Origin of the sequence: Vibrio sp. ED004 (assembly GCF_023206395.1) — a bacterium.
In the GTDB taxonomy this organism is placed as follows: Bacteria; Pseudomonadota; Gammaproteobacteria; order Enterobacterales; family Vibrionaceae; genus Vibrio.
The window spans coordinates 582,847-601,054 of record NZ_CP066149.1 but is presented as its reverse complement, the minus strand read 5'-3'; the positions used below and the strand labels follow the sequence as shown (position 1 = coordinate 601,054).

Here is an 18,208-nt window from a genome sequence, read left to right as displayed (position 1 = left end):
CACCCCTGAACATGTCCCGCTTAAACTCGACTCTTTGCTTAATGAAGCTAGGAGTATTGATTTCTCTCGCAAGAAGCAGAGGCTGAACGCTTTTGAGAAGTACATTTCACTTCATAACAAACTGGTTTCGTTCCCTAAAAATTTGAACTCAAACTTGGTAGAAGAGTCGATTTTTGTCATCCCACACCGAAATGAAGTTTCTCAGGACCTTGTTTGTGGCCGTGAAATGGCTGAAGCACTGATGGATTATTACCGCCTCTACTTCAAAGAATATGAAATCATCTCAGTGTTTGTTCATAGCGATGAAAGAAGTCTCAATGAAGATACTGGGGAACATGTCCACCTCTTCCTTAACGCGCAAAATAGCCGAACTAAAGAGTGGGATCTTAGAGTAGCCAAAGCAAATCTAGCTCAAATGATGAAGAACTTCTTGGACCACTCACACTCGCCAATTCAATACAGGAAAGGAGCGTGCTTTACAAGAAGGGAGCAATCAGAGCATGGAGCGCTGTTGCAGGAATGTTTTCGGCGGTTTATGAATAAAAACCTCTTCATAGAAAAAGGATTGAGCATGGAGTTCAATCAAGAACTTCAGAAAGATAAACAAAAAGTAAAAGAAATGCGCCGGCAAGGAAAGCAAAAAAAAAAAAAAAAAAAGTGAAAGGGATTATAATTATCACACTAGAATGCTGGAAAACGAGCAACTGCAAATTGAGCAAATAATCGCATTGAAGCTCGAGGAGTTGAGCCAATTAAATCAACACATCAACGAAGTTAAAAATAAACAAAAGGAGGAACAAGAAAAATAAGGAGATTACATGTAGATATAGACTTACTACGATCGGCCACAAACACTGCAACCAATCAACTGGATACAACCTTAACCGATCTATCAACAGTCAAAGAACAGCTCAAAACGGCAGAATCAAAAGCTCTACACAGTGAAGAAAAAAATGAACAGTTAGAGAAATCGATCTCATATCTAAAAAAGGTGATTGCTAAACTGACTCATACCGTTATTGAGACGTTAGCTCCCATCTTTCAAGATCTGATGAAATCATTTGTCTTTGAACAAAGGGATGAGAAAGAACTACTGACTTTATTAGAAAGAAGGATGTCAGCTCACATGACAAAATTGGATGGAAACCCAATACAGCAGGCAATTGTATGTGGGATGAAAGACGCCCTCCTAGATAATAGGGAAAACCTGAACACTGCTTCCCCCAAAAAACGGAGAATGAGTGCCGACCGAGAGTTCGATTGATAAGGTCTTCATAATAATTTAAAAGGTAAATCTCGTGAGCTCTAAGGTGTTCACGAGATTTGGTTTTTCAAAATGACATTGAGAGTCAGCGCTTTATATTAACTTGAATTTCTACTCCTGACACACGATGTACGAAAGTAAAATGCTCTTGGCTTCTAGTGCTAATAAGAACAATCCCTTTCTTTGACATAATGGTCCAATAAGGTAGAACAAAGGCATCAAAACACTCTACGTGTGACATGGGAGGAGGGCTTACGAGCCCTGCAATCTCTCTCAGTGTTTCAAAGTCACCAAACAGTGCCTGCTGTGTTTGCCAACCTATTCCTAATGCCATTAATGACATAGATGTTGTGCTTGGCTTATCTTCGAGGCGCTCAAAAAGCTGATAGAGGCAGTGGATATCTTGATAGTCATACTGTTTTGATAACGCAAGCAACGAGGTTTCATCCCCTTCAAAATAGCTTTGCTTGAACGCCTTATAAACCGTGTGCAACTCATCATAGTTGAACTTACTCATGTGAGCCTCCCAGTTGAAGTGAGAACTGGTTCACCGCACTAAGCATAAGTTTCAGTTTTGTTTGCTTACCATATCGGCCAAATGTCATTGAGGGGTGATGATGGCCAACGATATCAGCGACTGTAGACTCAGCCACTTCCTTTTGCTTAAGAACATCAATGAAAGTGTGACGGAGGGAGTACGCAGTAGGGCGTTGCCCTGCTTTCAATCCGATCTTAGATAGGAGTCTGCCGAATTGTTGGCAATATTGTTGGCTCCAGTCCTTGTTGAGACCCAGTGGTTTGTAATCGAATAGATCGGTTTTGCTATTGTTCTTACGAAGCTCAACATACTCAAGAAAGCCATGTTTGATTAGACTCTGATGAATGGGGACTTGTCGCAGAGCATAACGATTCTTGATCCGCTGTCCGTGACCTTCATCTGTTACGTTTAAGTAAGGGACTGGACCGCTAACGACCACGTCTTCTGTACGTAGCTGACACACTTCATTCGGCCTCATCCCCATGTACGTGAGCAATAAAGTAACCCAGTAGAAACCATTATCCACTTGCTGAAACTGCTCAGATGAGAAGAGTGTTGAAAGCTGACTCTCTGACCACCTTGAGCGCTGCTTATCAGCTTTTATAGACTTCTTGAAAGTCGCTTTGATATCTGCAGACACGTTTCTTTCAATCAAAGACATGGTCGCACACCAACGTATAAATTGACTCAGCGCGGCGTAGTAATCTTTACAGCTTTTTGCTGAAAGACTAGAGCTATTGAGAGTCTTAATGTACTCCATCAGTGCCATCGCAGTTATTGTTGATAAACCAGATGGCGTAGTGCTCTCAAAGAAAAAGGTAATGCGCTGTTTCAACTGATGGACAGTCAATGCACTGACCCCTTGAACCCCTTTGAACTCTAGAAAGTGTTCTAACGCTTCACTCCAATGCTTTTCTTCACTCAAACGCTTAGAAGTATGACTTATGGAAGTTATACAACCTAAATGTAAGCGATCGTCCTGCTTTTGTGATTGTAAGTTCAGGTGGTGGGACAAAATGCCTTTTAGATGCAACTGAAACTCTGAAAAGCACAGAGAGTCTGTAGTACGAAAGGCCTCTTTGACAGCACTGACAAGGCTTAAGCCAATGACTTTAGCTAGCTTAGGGTCTTTTGTTCGAAGGCTGATTTTTAGATCGAATGGGAATCCCAACGCTTTCAACTGTGCTGGAGTACAGATTCGTGCGTAATAGACACCGTGGGGAGATTTTTGTATATACATTGACTTACCTCGTTGGTTCGAAGCAAATTCAAGTCTTACAGATACAAAAAAAGCCTTTGATAATCAAAGGCTTTTTTTGATGAATAGTGGTGGAGGGATAGGGATTTGAACCCTAGAACCGCTATTAACGGTTGCCGGTTTTCAAGACCGGTGCTTTCGACCACTCAGCCATCCCTCCAGTGGCGTGAATAATATAAGGGGCGGAGGATCTTGTAAACCCTTAATTTTCATAATTTTGTTTTGTTGCTTGTTTTCTAATCATTCACGGCAATAAAAAAGGGAAGCCACTGGCTTCCCTTTTCTCATTGATGATCATTTAGTCATTTTTTGTGTAGAAACGCTGTAGTTCAGTGAGGCCTTGCATCAATACAGGTAAGCGAGGGCTTACGTTTTTCAGGCGTTTGTAGTTTTGGTCGTACAATTTGTAGTTACCAAATTTATCTAACACCGTTGTTTGCTGATCAGTAACTAGTGCAAGCTCGCGAGAATCACCCGCTAGAATCCATTTTCTCTTACGCTCATCAAACAGGCTGCGACCGCTACTGAAGTCAGTTGGGTTCGATGACACGCCTAATAGCTCCTGCATTAGTGTTACCGACACATCTAGGTGACTAGAGCGGTGAGTGTACTCAGAAGCAGACTTACCAGGCCAACTGATGAATAGAGGCACCTGTAATTGGTAACGGCTGTAGTTAGAGTTTGCACCCCAGCTGTTGGTTTTGGTTTCGTTAAACTCAGTACCGTGGTTAGAAGTAATGATAACCACCGTATTGTCGATAAGATCTAAGCGCTCTAGTTCAGCGTAGATAGTCGCTAGTTGAGCATCGGCCGCTTGAGCAGATTTCTGATAGTCTGCCGCAAAACGTTCTGCTGTGCTCAACGTCGAATCTGACTCTGAACTTGAATCGTAGCTAGAGAAGTTATCCAGCGTGGTCAGTTCAATAAAGTTAAACCAAGGGCGTTTAGCCTGTGGTGATTGAATCCAATCCGCCCAAGCTTGTATCGCGCTTTGGTCATCATAAGTTGCTTGCTCTGGCATAACGTCACGGCCTCGGAAGATAATTTCCGAGTAAAGTGCATCGTCAAAGTTGTCGCCACTGAAAGCAGCAAACTTATAATTATGATTGTCTAAAACATCCAACAGTACTGCGCTTGAGCCTTGTGCTTCGATGCTGCTTGCGTAGCTGCTCGGAAGGCCATAGAACAGACCGAAAATACCAAACATATCGTTACTTGAACTGTAATGGTTGGTGAAATTGATCGACTGTTGCGCGTAAGCGTAGCTGTTTGGCATTGCTGTGGCATTCAGTGCATCAGAGCGAAGGTTGTTTACACTCACCATCAGGATATTCAGGTCATCACTGCGGCGGTTGTATTGAATTTTTTCTAGCGGGTAGCTAACTAGGTTTACGTTTTCTTTGTTCGCTTCTAAACGCTGTAAATACTCTTCACGGTCTAATAGACCATGTTTCTCCATAAAGCTTTTCGCTGTCATTGGGTAAGACAGTGGGAAGTTCGCTTTTTGGCTAGTAATCGGGTTATAGAAATACGCATCAGCCCACATGTAAGTCAGGTGGCTGCTGATGAAACACAAGAAGAACACGGCGGTGATTGGACGGCCGATGTGTTTGTGAGACAGTTTACGCTGCTTACGCCAAACCCACTCAGACAGACCGAGTTGCAGTAGGAAGATAAGCGGCATAACAATGAAGAGGTGCTGCAAGTCAGATGTGAATGCAGACTCCTCTCCACTGAATAAAACCTCCCACACGACAGGCGTCAGGTGGAGGTTTATATTTTGATACGTTTGGGTATCAATCAGTAGGACAGTTAAACCTATGGTCGCGAAACAAACGGCAACCAAACGTAATAACTTCCTCGACGGAAGAATAAAAGTGAGCGGGAACAGCACTAATAGATAGAGCGCGAACACTAAAAAGCCGAAATGACCAACCCACGATGCAGCCAAATAGAATTGACCCAGCAAGGTTTCTGGCCAAGCAGATTGAGTAATATAACGAGTACCAATCAACATCGCAGCAATGATGTTGAAAAATGCAAACCAGTGACCCCAACCAACCAGTCGAGATACACGATCGCTATATGAGTTTGCGCTGTCTACCATTTATAATTCTTTTATCCGTCAATCAAATTTAGTGAGACTTTTTATCTTCAAGAGAAGAAATTAAAGCCTCGGCAAATTTTTCAGCAATTCCTTTGCGTTGTGAAGCAGCAACATTCTGATTTAAGACATTGGTTGCGATATTTCCAGCGATCATCAGTGAAAGTTCTGGTGAAGCTTTGTGCTTAGATAGTACAGCACCTACTTCAGCTAGGATTTTTTCAACTTGTTCATCTGTGTATTTAGATATAATCGGCATAAGGACTCTAATAATGATAGTAAAAGCGGCTTATGATAACCTACTATGCACGACAACTGAAACCTGAACGGTAATATTTTCACTATGAGCCTTCACCTTTCCAACGTAATTTTACACCAGCTGAGTAAGAACGATCAGGATGAACTGATTGTTAACTATCGTGCTGAATCTCTAGAAAACGATGCTTCATCTGAAAGCCTAGTTGCTGAACTTCACCGTGTTTTTAATTCAAAAGCAGGCAAAGGGTTTGGTTCTTTCAAATCTGACAGCGAATTTCAGCAGTGGTTGCATCAACTTCGTGCTGGTGAGACAAACTTTTACGATTTTTCTCAAAAGAGTGCGCAACGTCTAAAAGAAGAGCTATCAAAGTACCCATTCGCTGACGAAGGTATCTTGGTAATGGCTGAATATCAGTCACTTGCGACAGATTACCTTTTCATCGGTCTGCTGCCTTCAAACCAAAGCCTAAAGGTGACAGAAGGGTTAGATATTAGCGCAACTGACTACCTAGATATCTCAAAAATGGATATCGCGGCGCGCCTAGACTTGTCGACTTACGAGACAGACAAAGAGTCAAACCGTTACTTAACTTATATTAAAGGACGTGTTGGCCGTAAAGTCGCGGATTTCTTCCTAGATTTTCTTCAAGCTGAAGTCGGTTTAGATGCTAAGCAGCAAAACCAAGTGTTGATGCAAGCGGTAGAAGATTTTGTTTCTGACTCTAAATTAGAGAAAGAAGAAGCGATCAGCTACAAAAAGCAGGTTGCAGACTACTGTAACGAGCAGCTAAAAGCGGGCGATGAAGTGCAAGTTCGTGAGCTTTCTGGCGAATTACCAGCAAGCACAGATGGCACGAGCTTCTTTGACTATACTAGTGAGCAAGGCTATGAGTTAGAAGATAGCTTCCCAGCCGATCGCGCAACTATGCGTAAACTAACAAAATTTGTTGGTGCTGGTGGCGGTTTGAATGTTAGTTTTGATAGTCTGCTTCTAGGCGAGCGTATCTTCTACGATCCGGAGACAGACACGCTAACAATTAAAGGCACACCACCGAACTTACGTGACCAACTGACTCGCAATAAGTCATAGTCCGAAGTTAACGGGTAGAAGCGGCAGCAGGATGTTGTCGCTTGTTTTGTGCTGAGTCTTTTAGCTACCAATAATGGCTGACAGCAAATACGCACAAGGAATATAGATGGAACAATCAGTAGTAAAGCCCAATCGCTTTAAAAAACCAGCCACTTTCTTGGTTGTGATCTTGGCTCTGTGGCTACTGCCTTCATTAGCACTTCTCAATCTAAGCCGTTCCTACACACGTTCTCTTGCTCAAATTGAAGAACTCGGTATTCGCGTTAATGAACTAAGGCAATCGCTTTATTTCTCGGAGCCATTGCGAGTATCTAGAATCAATGACCTCGCACTTGATGCTCAATTGGTTTACTCGACCAGGCTGCAGATTGAATCTGATTTCCAACACGCCTTCTTTCGTCCTGATGTGAATCAATTGCTTTACGTCGCAGACCAATTCCTAGAAAAGTTTGATGAGTTCATCCCTATAGAAAGTCAGGTTCAAGATATTGTCGACAACATCAAGCTCTTGCGTGCTGATACTGAACTCTCTCCTAAGCTAAAACCGCTACTGAATGAATTTGGAGTGGTGGTTTTCGAAGCTATGTATTCTGATAATCAAAGCTCATCCGCCACTTATCGTGCATTTGATTTTATTCTCGATAAATCGTATGCATTAGAAACCGAAGAACAAGAAGCTATTCAACAGTTGCTAGCAGATGCATCTGCATTGTTGAGTGATTACGCTCAGCTCAACTATTTGGTTGATAAGATTAAGAAGAACTCAGTCAACGAGCAGATCATCAAGCTTGAAGCTGAGTTTCGCGCTCGTCAATTTAACCTATTATTGGTGATGCTTGGTTTAAGCTTAGTGGCGATGATAGCGCTGGTTTTATGGGGCGCTAATGCAAAGAAATTAACCAAAGAAACAGACGAAGAATTCATTCCCGAGCCTGAAGCCGAACCAATTAAGCAAAGTGCTTCTCGAACTTCTCATGCAGAGGTTGATCTAGAAGAAGGTGCTTCTGGAAGCGTTGCTCGCGAAAAAGGCAGCGTATCTAATGAATCGAATCACAGTGCTGCTTCCTCGGTAGTTAATCCATCAAATAACGCCTCTCATATTGCTGGCAGCCAACATTCCGATTTTCAATCACAGCCGAGTTCTAGTGTGGCTAGTCAGCCCGTTATTCAACAAAATATTGAAAATGTACCAGTGGTAGAGAAACACGTCGCCAGTGTCACGGATTCAAAACCTGCGATTGATATTGAAGACATGTTAGAAACACTCGATGGTGATGCGGAGTCTGTTGAATTGTTGCTTGGTGTTTTTGTTCAAGATCACGCTGACGATTATGAGAAGTTTAAATCGCTACTAACCAAAGATGAAACTTCCGCAGCTCGTGTTGTACATAGCCTGAAAGGCGTGGCGGGTAGCATCAAAGCGTCTCGATTGGTGATCATTGCGGCGAGTATCGAAATGACGATGAAGCAATCAAGAGCCATCAGTGAACATGATTTAACTGAGCTCGAGCAGGCAATAAAAGCCTCGGTAGATTCAGCTCATGCATATTTAGATAATCAACGTTAACTTTTGTAGGAATTTTGACAATACTCTGACGAAGTGCTCATACAATCCGCGCCCTTAGTCTTTGTCAGAGGTTTATATGTTACGAGTTTCGAGTCGAAGTTGGATGGTGTTGGTGCTTAGCATTGTGCTAAGTGGTTGTTCTCTCTTAGAAGTTAAGTTAGATAGTCAGACGACGCCTCTCACTCAACAAGAGCTGAATGCTCGCCTCATGACGCGTGAATACGCCAAGATGTTTTTTACAAGAGTAGAAGACTCAGCGGATGTAATCGCACAATCTTACCCGGCTGATGACACCTTACATCAATCTTATGTGTTGCTTTGGAAGATCCACGCAGAGCAGGGCTTACAGCAAGCGGCTTATCAAACTTCTCCTATGTCAGCTTTAATTGACTCATGGGTGTTCACTGCTCAAATGAATCAGTTTTACGCCCAAGGCGAGGGCGCAGATTTGTTCGTTACCGATGATGCTGTAGCAACAGCGCGTTTTCTTGACCAAGAAGCTGAGAAGCTAGCAAAGGGCGTATTGAGCTCAAGTGATTTCAAGAACAGCAAAGCGTTCGTTGCTCAGTTTGCTGCTAGCCACCCATTTAAAGACCTCACATTCAGAAGCACGCCTGCTTATCGCGAATGGCTGGCTTATCTGGGTAAAGATGAATCTCAAATCGTTCAGAGCCTAGGTACAATGCCAGAAGCCATGAGCGATGCATCAGATCGCTTAAGCCTAATGGCAGACCAAACGCCAAAATTGATGACGTGGAAAGCGGAGTTGGTTGCAATGAACAGTTCACTCACGGGTGAAGATTTGTCGATGACACTTGAAAGCCTTCGTCAAACGTCAGCAAGCATGCAGGATTTCATTGAGAACAACCCAGAGTACATGCAAACACTGGCTTCTATTATGTCGACAGAAATGCAGCCATTGCTCAACGACCTCAGCGATAAGACAGACCAAAAGTTAGCAATGCTGAGCGATGAGCGTGTGGCACTAGAAAAGATGGTGACGCGTGAGAGAGAAGCTTTGGTTCAGATGATTGAGAAAGAGCGCATCGAGATTGCTGGTATCGTGACATCAGAAAGAGAGCTGTTCACCAAAGATTTAGACCGTGTCTCTCAAGAGGTGGTCGTGCTTGCGATTGATAAGCTGATGGAGCTAATCAAAGGTGTGATTATCTACTTCATCTTGTTTATCTTAGTGGTGTTCTTTGCACCGTTGGGTATCGGTTATTGGTTGGGTAAACGAACCGCCAACAAATAAGTAAATCAGCAGATAAAAAAAGAGCGCCTAAAGCGCTCTTTTTGCATTTATACCATTAACGTTTTGTTTTACGTTCTAACGCCCTGAACGATGACTTACTAGGCCTGTTGCTTAGTCAGCTCAGATGCTTCTTCAGTTTCAAGTGCTGGCGCCGTTGGTTCACACTTATCAACGAACCAGCCCATGTAAGACGTCACGATAGTCACGATGATACAGATGAAGCTTAACCACATGAACGGCGCGTAAGATAGCGTCGCAACGCCTAGAATACTCGCCATATAGATACCGTTATCACTCCAAGGCACCATACCTGATGTTAGCGTGCCACCAAACTCAGCGTTACGAGACAGGTTCTTGCGTTTGTAGCCTAAACGGTCGTAGTTCTTCGCACAGATTTTTGGCGTAAGGATTAGCGATACGTACATTGCTGAACCGAACACGTTACCCATGAACGCTGTACCAATGGTGCTGGTTGCTAGTGAGCCTGCGCTGTTTACACGGCGCTCGAATACCTTCGCAATTGTCTCTAGTACGCCGACTTTATCAAGTAAGCCACCAAAACCTAAACCAAACACGATAACCGCAACCGAACCCAGCATTGAAGACATGCCGCCACGGTTAAGAATCGAATCAATGAACTCGACACCAGAAGAGATTGAGAACGGTGCCCAAGCGGTGTTGAATGCCGTTAGGAAATCGATCTCTTGAATCATCACTGCCCAAATAATACCTAACAGAGAACCAAAGCTGATCACTGGGAATGAAGGCATGCGGAAAGCCAGTAAGCCAAGCACGATCAATACAGGAACGAATGAGTAAGGCGTGATGTAGAACTGTACTTCCATTGCTTTGATTACAGACTCTACTTGGCTCATATCAACGTTGCCCGCGTAGTGGAAGCCAAACGCAGTAAACATGATGCCGGTAATTACGTAGCTGATTAACGCAACTGGCAACATACCTTTAATGTGCTCAACCACTTCAACGTTCGACATTGAAGAAGCAAGAATCACTGAATCAGATAGCGGAGACATCTTGTCACCGAAGTAACAGCCTGACAGTACCGCACCAGCCGTAATTGGCGCTGGAACACCAAGGCCTTGGCCAATACCCATCATCGCAATACCCGCTGTACCTGCTGCGCCCCAAGAAGTGCCGGTAGCCAATGCAGTTAGGGAACAGATGATCATGGTCGCTAAAAGGAAGATAGAAGGGTGGATAGCTTTCAGACCATAGTAAATGATGGTCGGTACGATCCCGCCTGAGATCCAAGTACCAACAAGAGCGCCAACGGCTAAAAGTATTAAAACTGCGCCTAAGCCATTAGATATTCCTTTGAGTGCTGCTTTTTCTAAGTCTTTGTATTGATGGCCAAGACGAACACCAAGAACCATGATAATGAACCAGCCAATATACAAGGCAAGTTGGATTGGAAGGTCAAACTTTGCAGTAAAGGAAAAAGCAAGGGATAGAAATAGTCCTAACGCGATGAATACCTGTAATAGGTTCGGTAGGCGAGTTTTACTCTGCTTCATAAAAGCCTCTTGTGATTTCGAGCATTTATAGTGCTTCGTTATAGTGTGTGGTACGAAACGGACACTACAGTAATTAGTTTATTATATCGAAATAATACGTCTAAGTTGTGATATTTGACTGTTAACTGAATTAATTTTGGTTTCATAATCTAAAATATTGTTAAATTCATTATTGTGACATGTTGATTTATGTCGCACGTTGTTTTTGTTTTGTAAAATATAATTCTAAGTAACCTTGATCTTAAAGAGGGAATTGCTGTTTGTGATCTGGCTGAATTTCAACGATTTCTATAGTACAAATGTTTGAATTTTCCGATGTTGAGTTCTTTATTGGTAATGAGGATATTGAGTGTCGATACAGGGATAACTGCACGATTCATTACGTTCACTTAAAAGAAACGAAAAAGTTACACTTTTTGACAAAAAGCACTTGAGTTCTGTTTCTGAAAAACTTATAGATGGGGGAGAGCAATTTTTAATTTTATACATGGAGAGTGAGCGATGAGAGTAGGTCTAGTTGGTTGGCGCGGTATGGTTGGTTCTGTACTGATGCAACGTATGGTTGAAGAGAAAGACTTCGACCTGATTGAGCCTGTTTATTACAGCACATCTCAGATTGGTATTCCTGCCCCTGTTCTAGGCGGTAAAGATGCTGGTCTACTTCAAGACGCTTTTGACATTGATAGCCTAAAACAGCTAGATGCTGTGATTACCTGTCAAGGTGGCGATTACACATCAAAAGTATACCCAGCACTTCGTCAAGCGGGTTGGAAAGGCTACTGGATTGATGCGGCTTCTACTCTGCGAATGGACGCTGATTCAATCATCACTCTTGATCCTGTTAACTTGGCTCAGATCCAACAAGGCATTCACAGCGGCACCAATACTTTCGTTGGCGGTAACTGTACGGTGAGCTTGATGCTTATGGCACTAGGCGGCCTATATGAAAAAGGCATGGTCGAGTGGATGAGTGCGATGACTTACCAAGCGGCATCGGGCGCTGGCGCTAAAAACATGCGTGAGCTTATCTCACAGATGGGCGTAATCAACGACAGCGTAAGCTCTGAGTTAGCAAATCCTTCAAGCTCGATTCTTGATATTGATAAGAAGGTTGCGGATACGATTCGTTCATCTTCATTCCCAACAGACCAATTTGGTGCTCCTCTTGCTGGCTCACTGATTCCTTGGATCGATGTGAAGCGTGAAAACGGCCAAAGCAAAGAAGAATGGAAAGCGGGCGTTGAAGCGAACAAGATTCTTGGCCTAGATGGTCAGCCAATCCCTATCGATGGCACTTGTGTACGTATCGGTGCAATGCGTTGTCACGCTCAAGCACTAACGATCAAGCTTAAGCAAGACGTGCCAATGGATGAAATCGAAGAGATCATCGCGACACACAATGATTGGGTTAAAGTGATTCCTAACGATCGTGACATCACAGCGCAAGAACTGACTCCGGCTAAAGTAACAGGTACGATGTCTGTACCAGTAGGTCGTCTCCGTAAGATGTCTATGGGTAACGACTTCCTAAACGCCTTCACAGTTGGTGACCAATTGCTTTGGGGTGCTGCAGAACCACTACGTCGCACATTACGTATTATTCTTGCTGAGAAAGCGTAACTGCCTCATTTCTGAGAATAATTAAAGAAGAAGCGCCTTAGGGCGCTTTTTTTGTATCTGATGACAGAGGCCTGACTTTAAAACCTTACATTTAGTGCATCTCAAAGTTGGAGCTAGAAAATGAAAGCAAACCTCAAAGGTTTTACTCTGATCGAGTTAGTTGTTGTTATCGTCATTATAGGTGTTTTAGCGGTTGTCGCAGCGCCTAAGTTTTTAAACATACAACATGATGCTAGGGCGTCAGTGATAGAAGGCGTAGCAGCTGCACTGGGTAATGCATCAGAGATTGGCTACGGGAAGGGTGTGTTAGCTGGCTTGGAAAAACAGTACTGGGCTGGCTCGGCGACAGCAGATGAAGAAGGGCGTGAATATCACTATGGTTTTCCCGCGGTCAAGCCCAAGGGTATGCCGATGTTTGTCGACTTAGATGCGACGAATGATATATCGAAAGGGACCGAATTTGTTTGGGCCGTGTACGACAACTATAGCCCCGGTTATACAGTGCCTGTCTATATGATTTATACCATCTCGGATTTGGTTGAGGCTAATACTCACTACCCTTATCCAACCAAGGAAGAGATAGAAGAAACGAAGTGCTATGCGCGTTACGAAATTCATGCATATCAAGATAGCAGCGGTGCTGAGGCAAAAGTAGTGACAGAAACTAGCGGATGCTAAAGGTTGTTTCTTGTCATATGTAAAAAGAGCTCTTAGGAGCTCTTTTTTATGGGTATCTATTCTTTCTCTTCAGTCACGACACGTTTGTCGGGATCGGCCAATTCACTGGCACAGTGTTTACAATAGATGGCATCTGAATCGTGGCCTGAACGGTTGCAGTTTGGGCATTTGACTAACTCTTTGTGCGAGTTCATTTCATTGCTGAGTTCTGCGGTAATAATCCCCGTCGGCACGGCTAAGATTGAGTAACCCAAGAGCATAGTCAGAGATGCGATAGCTTTACCCAATGCGGTTTGCGGTACCATATCACCGTAACCTACGGTAGTAATGGTCACGATTGCCCAGTAGATACTGTGAGGAATACTGGTGAAGCCATTCTCTGGGCCTTCAATAACAAAGATCAAAGCACCAAAGATAACGACCAAGATGCCGACAGTACTAAAGAAGATCAGAATCTTTCGTCTCGCCATTAACAGTGAGCGCAGCAATATGTTGGAATCTTGTAGGTAGCGAACCAATTTTAGGATACGGAAGATACGCATCACACGAAGCAGTCTCACCACACCCATAAACGAAGCACCTGGGAAGATGATTGCTAGGTAGGTTGGGAGAATCGCTAACAGGTCAACGACACCATAAAAGCTGGTGGCATAAGATTTTGGTTTTGGAGAGCAATAGAGCCTCAACAGGTACTCAAGTGTAAAGAGGGCAGTAAAGCTGTATTCAATGTAACGCAGCTGTTGTGACCACTCGGTCATCACATTAGGGATCGACTCTAATATAAGCACCAACAGCGAAGCCAAGATTGCAACGATCAGTGAAATATCAAATGCGCGTCCGGCTGGAGTGTGAGTGCCAAAGATAATGACGTACAAATGATGCTTAAGTGGCTTACGTGACATAAGGAGAGGTTCATCTTCTGTTAAATGTATTAACAGTCATTATACAAGCTTCATAATAACGAGGCGAGTGAAAGCCCAATCGCTTTACTCGCCTCATCTATATATCAATCTTGATTGCTCGCAATACACGAGCCAATTCCGCTAGACGTTATGCTAACCCTGGGAATAGGTTACGTAAGCCGTTGGCGATGAACTCGATGCCTAGCGCACCTAGGATCAAGCCCATGATACGTGTAATAACGTTGATACCAGTTTGACCTAGGAAACGAACGATAACTGGCGCTGAACGGAATAAAAGCCAAGAACAAGTTGCGAAAGCAATAATGCTAATGCCGATGCCTACCGTATCAATAGCAGCAGGGTAGCGAGAACCGTAAACAATCGTCGAGCTGATTGCACCGGGACCCGCCATAAGAGGCATAGCCAGTGGAACAACGCCTATCTGCTCTTTACTGATGTATTCCGATTTCTCTTGTTTGTTCTGCTTATCTTCACCGAGCTTACCGCTCATCATCGAAAATGCGATGTTCAACAACAGTAAACCGCCCGCAACGCGGAATGAATCCAACGAGATGCTAAACATGTCAAGAAGCATTTGCCCTGCAACAAGCGAGACAATCAAGATAACGGCAACAGCAATGTTGGCTTGTAAGGCTGTCCTGTTTCGCTCTTCTGGTGGCATATGAGCAGTTAAAGAAACAAAAACAGGCATGATGCCGATTGGGTTTACGGCTGCAACAAGCCCAAGGAAGAATTGCATAAAGATTGCGAGTTCTAAACCTTGCATGAGAGCGATCTCCAGTAACGTTAAGTAGGATAGTGGGTTTGATCTGACCTTTGTCAGAGTGCGTAATGTAAGGGACAAATTCAATGAGAGCGAATGAAAAAAACTAACTTGAAGAAGGGGCTATTTTTTAGAAAAACTAATTGAGTGTGAGATGTGTAATGTCAGTGTTACAAAGTGTTTTCTCGTGTTTCGTGTTGTAACTTGATTTGAACTAAATGTTATCTCACGCACGCTTTTAATAAAAATTATGTCAGTTTCTAGCTCGTTGCAACGGTATGGATATACTCTCAGTAGCACAGTTTTGGCCGTATACATGTAAGTGAGCTGACTAAAAATGAAACTTTTTTACAGTTTATGACGCAATGTAGAAAAAAGTTGTCTGTTTGCTTGTTTTTTGCACGAACGAAAAATGTGATATTAATCTATATAAATCATATCCTTAAGTTCATTTTTGCGATTGCCTTACTACTTTCTGGTTAATTCTTTTTGGGTAACTGATCTGGGTCAATTTTTTTCACACTGTGAAATAATATACTCAGCCCTGAAAGCAATTTACTAAGAACGCTGGTGTTTAAGGTTAACGGCAAGCAGCGAATTTAATAAAAAGTTTTTAATATTTATTATTTTAGGAGATCCACCATGCCTGTAACTAACTTAGCGGAACTTGATGCTCTAGTAGCTCGCGTTAAAGCAGCACAAGAAGAATTTGCAACATTCTCTCAAGAGAAAGTAGACGCAATCTTCCGCGCAGCTTCTCTTGCTGCTAACCACGCTCGTATTCCACTTGCACAACAAGCAGTTGCTGAATCTGGAATGGGTATTGTTGAAGATAAGGTTATCAAAAACCACTTTGCATCTGAATTTATCTACAACAAATACAAAGACGAAAAAACATGTGGCATCTTAGAAGAAGATGACAACCTAGGCACAATGACTATCGCTGAGCCTGTAGGTATCATCTGTGGTATCGTTCCAACAACGAACCCAACTTCTACAGCAATCTTCAAATCTCTAATCTCTCTTAAAACACGTAACGGCATCATCTTCTCGCCACACCCACGTGCAAAGAACTCAACTAACGACGCAGCGAAACTGGTTTTAGACGCAGCTGTTGCAGCTGGTGCTCCAAAAGACATCATCGGTTGGATCGACCAACCATCTGTAGAGCTTTCTAACGCGCTTATGAAGCACGACGGTATCGCACTTATCCTTGCTACTGGTGGTCCAGGCATGGTTAAAGCAGCATACTCTTCTGGTAAGCCTGCTATCGGTGTTGGTGCTGGTAACGTTCCTGTAGTTATCGATGAAACAGCTGACATCAAACGTGCTGTAGCATCTATCCTAATGTCTAAAACATTCGATAACGGTGTTGTATGTGCTTCTGAGCAAGCTGCAATCGTTGTTAGCGATGTATACGAAGAAGTTAAAGAGCGTTTCGCTTCTCACAAAGCTCACGTTCTGTCTAAAGCTGACGCAGATAAAGTACGTAAAGTACTTCTTATCGACGGCAACCTAAACGCTAAAATCGTAGGTCAACCTGCTCCAGCAATCGCTGAAATGGCTGGTGTTAAAGTTCCTGCTGATACAAAAGTACTTGTAGGTGAAGGTCTTGGTAAAGTTTCTTACGATGACGAGTTCGCTCACGAGAAACTATCTCCAACTCTAGGTCTATTCCGCGCAGACGACTTCGAAGACGCTGTTGCTCAAGCGGTAACTATGGTTGAAATCGGTGGTATCGGTCACACATCTGGTCTTTACACTAACCAAGATACTAACGCAGACCGCATCCGTTACTTCGGTGACAAGATGAAAACTGCTCGTATCCTAATCAACATCCCTACTACTCACGGTGGTATCGGTGACCTGTACAACTTCAACGTTGCACCTTCTCTAACTCTAGGTTGTGGTTCATGGGGTGGTAACTCTATCTCTGAGAACGTAGGTCCTAAGCACCTTATCAACAAGAAAACTGTAGCGAAGCGAGCTGAAAACATGTTGTGGCACAAACTACCTAAGTCTATCTACTTCCGTCGTGGTAGCCTTCCAATCGCAATGAGCGATCTAGAAGGTAAGAAACGCGCATTCCTAGTAACTGACCGTTTCCTATTCAACAACGGTTACGCTGATGACGTAGTTAGCCTGCTTAAAGCACAAGGCATCGAAGTTCAAACTTTCTTCGACGTAGAAGCGGATCCAACGCTATCTGTTGTTGAGAAAGGCGCTGAAGCAATGAAGAGCTTCCAACCTGACGTAATCCTTGCTCTAGGTGGCGGTTCTCCAATGGATGCTGCTAAGATCATGTGGGTTATGTACGAGCACCCAGAAACTCACTTCGAAGAACTAGCAATGCGCTTTATGGATATCCGTAAACGTATCTACAAGTTCCCTAAAATGGGTCAAAAAGCTGAGCTTGTATGTATCACTACAACTTCAGGTACTGGTTCAGAGGTTACTCCATTCGCTGTTGTTACAGACGACAAGACTGGTGCTAAGTACCCACTAGCTGACTACGAAATCACGCCAAACATGGCTATCGTTGATGCGAACCTAGTAATGAACATGCCTAAGTCTCTAACAGCATTCGGTGGTTACGATGCAGTAACTCACGCTCTAGAAGCTTACGTATCTGTTCTAGCGAACGAATACTCAGACGGTCAAGCTCTTCAAGCTCTTAAGATGCTTAAAGAATACCTACCATCAAGCTACAAAAATGGTGCGGCTGACCCAATCGCTCGTGAGAAAGTACACAACGCAGCAACTATCGCTGGTGTAGCATTTGCGAACGCATTCCTAGGTGTGTGTCACTCAATGGCTCACAAAATTGGTGCTGAGTTCCACCTACCACACGGTCTTGCTAACGCACTACTTATCTCAAACGTTGTACGTTACAACGCGAACGATAACCCAACTAAGCAGACTGCATTCTCTCAGTACGACCGTCCACAAGCACGTCGTCGTTACGCTGAAGTTGCTGACCACCTAGGCCTAAGCCAAGCTGGTGACCGTACTGCTCAGAAGATTGAACGTCTACTGACTTGGTTAGAAGAGCTTAAGAAAGACCTAGACATCCCACTATCTATCCAAGCTGCGGGTGTTAACGAGTCTGACTTCGTTGCTAAACTAGACGAGCTAGCTGTTGAAGCGTTCGATGACCAGTGTACAGGTGCTAACCCACGTTACCCACTTATCACTGAGCTTAAAGAAGTACTAACAACTTCTTACTACGGTGAAGCATACGTTGAAGGTGAAACTTTCGAAGGTACTACAGTTATCCTTAAGAAAGCTGACCAAAAACCAGCTGAAGCGAAAGCACCAAAAGCTAAAAAAGAAAAAGCTAACGCATAATAAGTAA

General features: G+C 43.4%; 14 protein-coding genes and 1 tRNA gene. 7 read left to right on the top strand and 8 right to left on the bottom strand.

What is annotated here, in order from left to right:
• Positions 1–34 precede the first annotated feature (34 nt).
• Positions 35–661 carry a hypothetical protein gene (locus tag ITG10_RS02510; RefSeq protein ID WP_248386672.1) on the top strand — a complete coding sequence of 209 codons (627 nt, stop codon included), beginning with the start codon at positions 35–37 and terminating at the stop codon, positions 659–661.
• Between the two features lie 688 nt (positions 662–1,349).
• Here the strand turns inward: ITG10_RS02510 and ITG10_RS02505 are convergent.
• The 5 genes from ITG10_RS02505 to ITG10_RS02485 form a co-directional block, all read right to left on the bottom strand.
• Entirely contained in the window at positions 1,350–1,781 is a 432-nt protein-coding gene (locus tag ITG10_RS02505) for a hypothetical protein (RefSeq protein WP_248372255.1), read from the bottom strand.
• Positions 1,774–3,042 (bottom strand): site-specific integrase, encoded by a 1,269-nt coding sequence (locus tag ITG10_RS02500; RefSeq protein WP_137408644.1) that lies wholly within the window; start codon positions 3,040–3,042, stop codon positions 1,774–1,776. The genes ITG10_RS02505 and ITG10_RS02500 overlap by 8 nt, the downstream gene beginning before the upstream one ends.
• Before the next feature lie 87 nt (positions 3,043–3,129).
• Positions 3,130–3,220: transfer RNA gene (locus ITG10_RS02495), tRNA-Ser, on the bottom strand.
• Positions 3,221–3,358: 138 nt separating this feature from the next.
• Positions 3,359–5,167 (bottom strand): DUF3413 domain-containing protein, encoded by a 1,809-nt coding sequence (locus ITG10_RS02490; RefSeq protein ID WP_017633039.1) that lies wholly within the window; start codon positions 5,165–5,167, stop codon positions 3,359–3,361.
• Between the two features lie 28 nt (positions 5,168–5,195).
• A complete protein-coding gene (locus ITG10_RS02485; RefSeq protein WP_004740674.1) occupies positions 5,196–5,423 on the bottom strand; it encodes a YejL family protein in 228 nt (75 codons plus the stop codon).
• Positions 5,424–5,507: 84 nt separating this feature from the next.
• Here ITG10_RS02485 and yejK point away from each other — a divergent pair, with 84 nt between their 5' ends.
• The 3 genes from yejK to ITG10_RS02470 all read left to right on the top strand — a co-directional run bounded on the left by yejK (position 5,508) and on the right by ITG10_RS02470 (position 9,334).
• Positions 5,508–6,512 (top strand): nucleoid-associated protein YejK, encoded by a 1,005-nt coding sequence (gene yejK, locus ITG10_RS02480; RefSeq protein ID WP_017633040.1) that lies wholly within the window; start codon positions 5,508–5,510, stop codon positions 6,510–6,512.
• Between the two features lie 106 nt (positions 6,513–6,618).
• Positions 6,619–8,079: an Hpt domain-containing protein gene (locus ITG10_RS02475; RefSeq protein ID WP_017633041.1), complete on the top strand. Its 1,461-nt coding sequence runs from the start codon at positions 6,619–6,621 to the stop codon at positions 8,077–8,079.
• A 76-nt stretch (positions 8,080–8,155) separates the two neighbouring features.
• Complete coding sequence (locus ITG10_RS02470; protein WP_026084469.1) at positions 8,156–9,334, top strand: hypothetical protein; 1,179 nt, start codon at positions 8,156–8,158, stop codon at positions 9,332–9,334.
• Between the two features lie 98 nt (positions 9,335–9,432).
• On the opposite strand, the gene nhaC is transcribed toward ITG10_RS02470, so the two are convergent.
• The gene (gene nhaC / locus ITG10_RS02465; protein ID WP_248386670.1) at positions 9,433–10,869 is read right to left on the bottom strand and encodes a Na+/H+ antiporter NhaC; all 1,437 of its coding nucleotides are present in this window, start codon (positions 10,867–10,869) and stop codon (positions 9,433–9,435) included.
• Between the two features lie 501 nt (positions 10,870–11,370).
• Between nhaC and asd the strand changes: the two genes are divergently transcribed.
• Together asd and ITG10_RS26290 are read left to right on the top strand one after the other, a co-directional pair.
• Positions 11,371–12,489, top strand: a complete 1,119-nt coding sequence (gene asd / locus ITG10_RS02460; RefSeq protein ID WP_017629874.1) for an aspartate-semialdehyde dehydrogenase — start codon at positions 11,371–11,373, stop codon at positions 12,487–12,489.
• Between the two features lie 120 nt (positions 12,490–12,609).
• A complete protein-coding gene (locus tag ITG10_RS26290; protein ID WP_017629873.1) occupies positions 12,610–13,167 on the top strand; it encodes a prepilin-type N-terminal cleavage/methylation domain-containing protein in 558 nt (185 codons plus the stop codon).
• 56 nt (positions 13,168–13,223) lie between these two features.
• Here the strand turns inward: ITG10_RS26290 and ITG10_RS02450 are convergent, their stop codons facing one another.
• Both ITG10_RS02450 and ITG10_RS02445 read right to left on the bottom strand, forming a co-directional pair.
• Positions 13,224–14,069 carry an ion transporter gene (locus ITG10_RS02450; RefSeq protein WP_248386668.1) on the bottom strand — a complete coding sequence of 282 codons (846 nt, stop codon included), beginning with the start codon at positions 14,067–14,069 and terminating at the stop codon, positions 13,224–13,226.
• A 148-nt stretch (positions 14,070–14,217) separates the two neighbouring features.
• Entirely contained in the window at positions 14,218–14,856 is a 639-nt protein-coding gene (locus tag ITG10_RS02445) for a YchE family NAAT transporter (RefSeq protein WP_017629872.1), read from the bottom strand.
• A gap of 639 nt (positions 14,857–15,495) precedes the next feature.
• On the opposite strand from ITG10_RS02445, the gene adhE reads away from it, so the two are divergent.
• Complete coding sequence (gene adhE / locus ITG10_RS02440; RefSeq protein ID WP_132761999.1) at positions 15,496–18,201, top strand: bifunctional acetaldehyde-CoA/alcohol dehydrogenase; 2,706 nt, start codon at positions 15,496–15,498, stop codon at positions 18,199–18,201.
• Positions 18,202–18,208 lie beyond the last annotated feature (7 nt).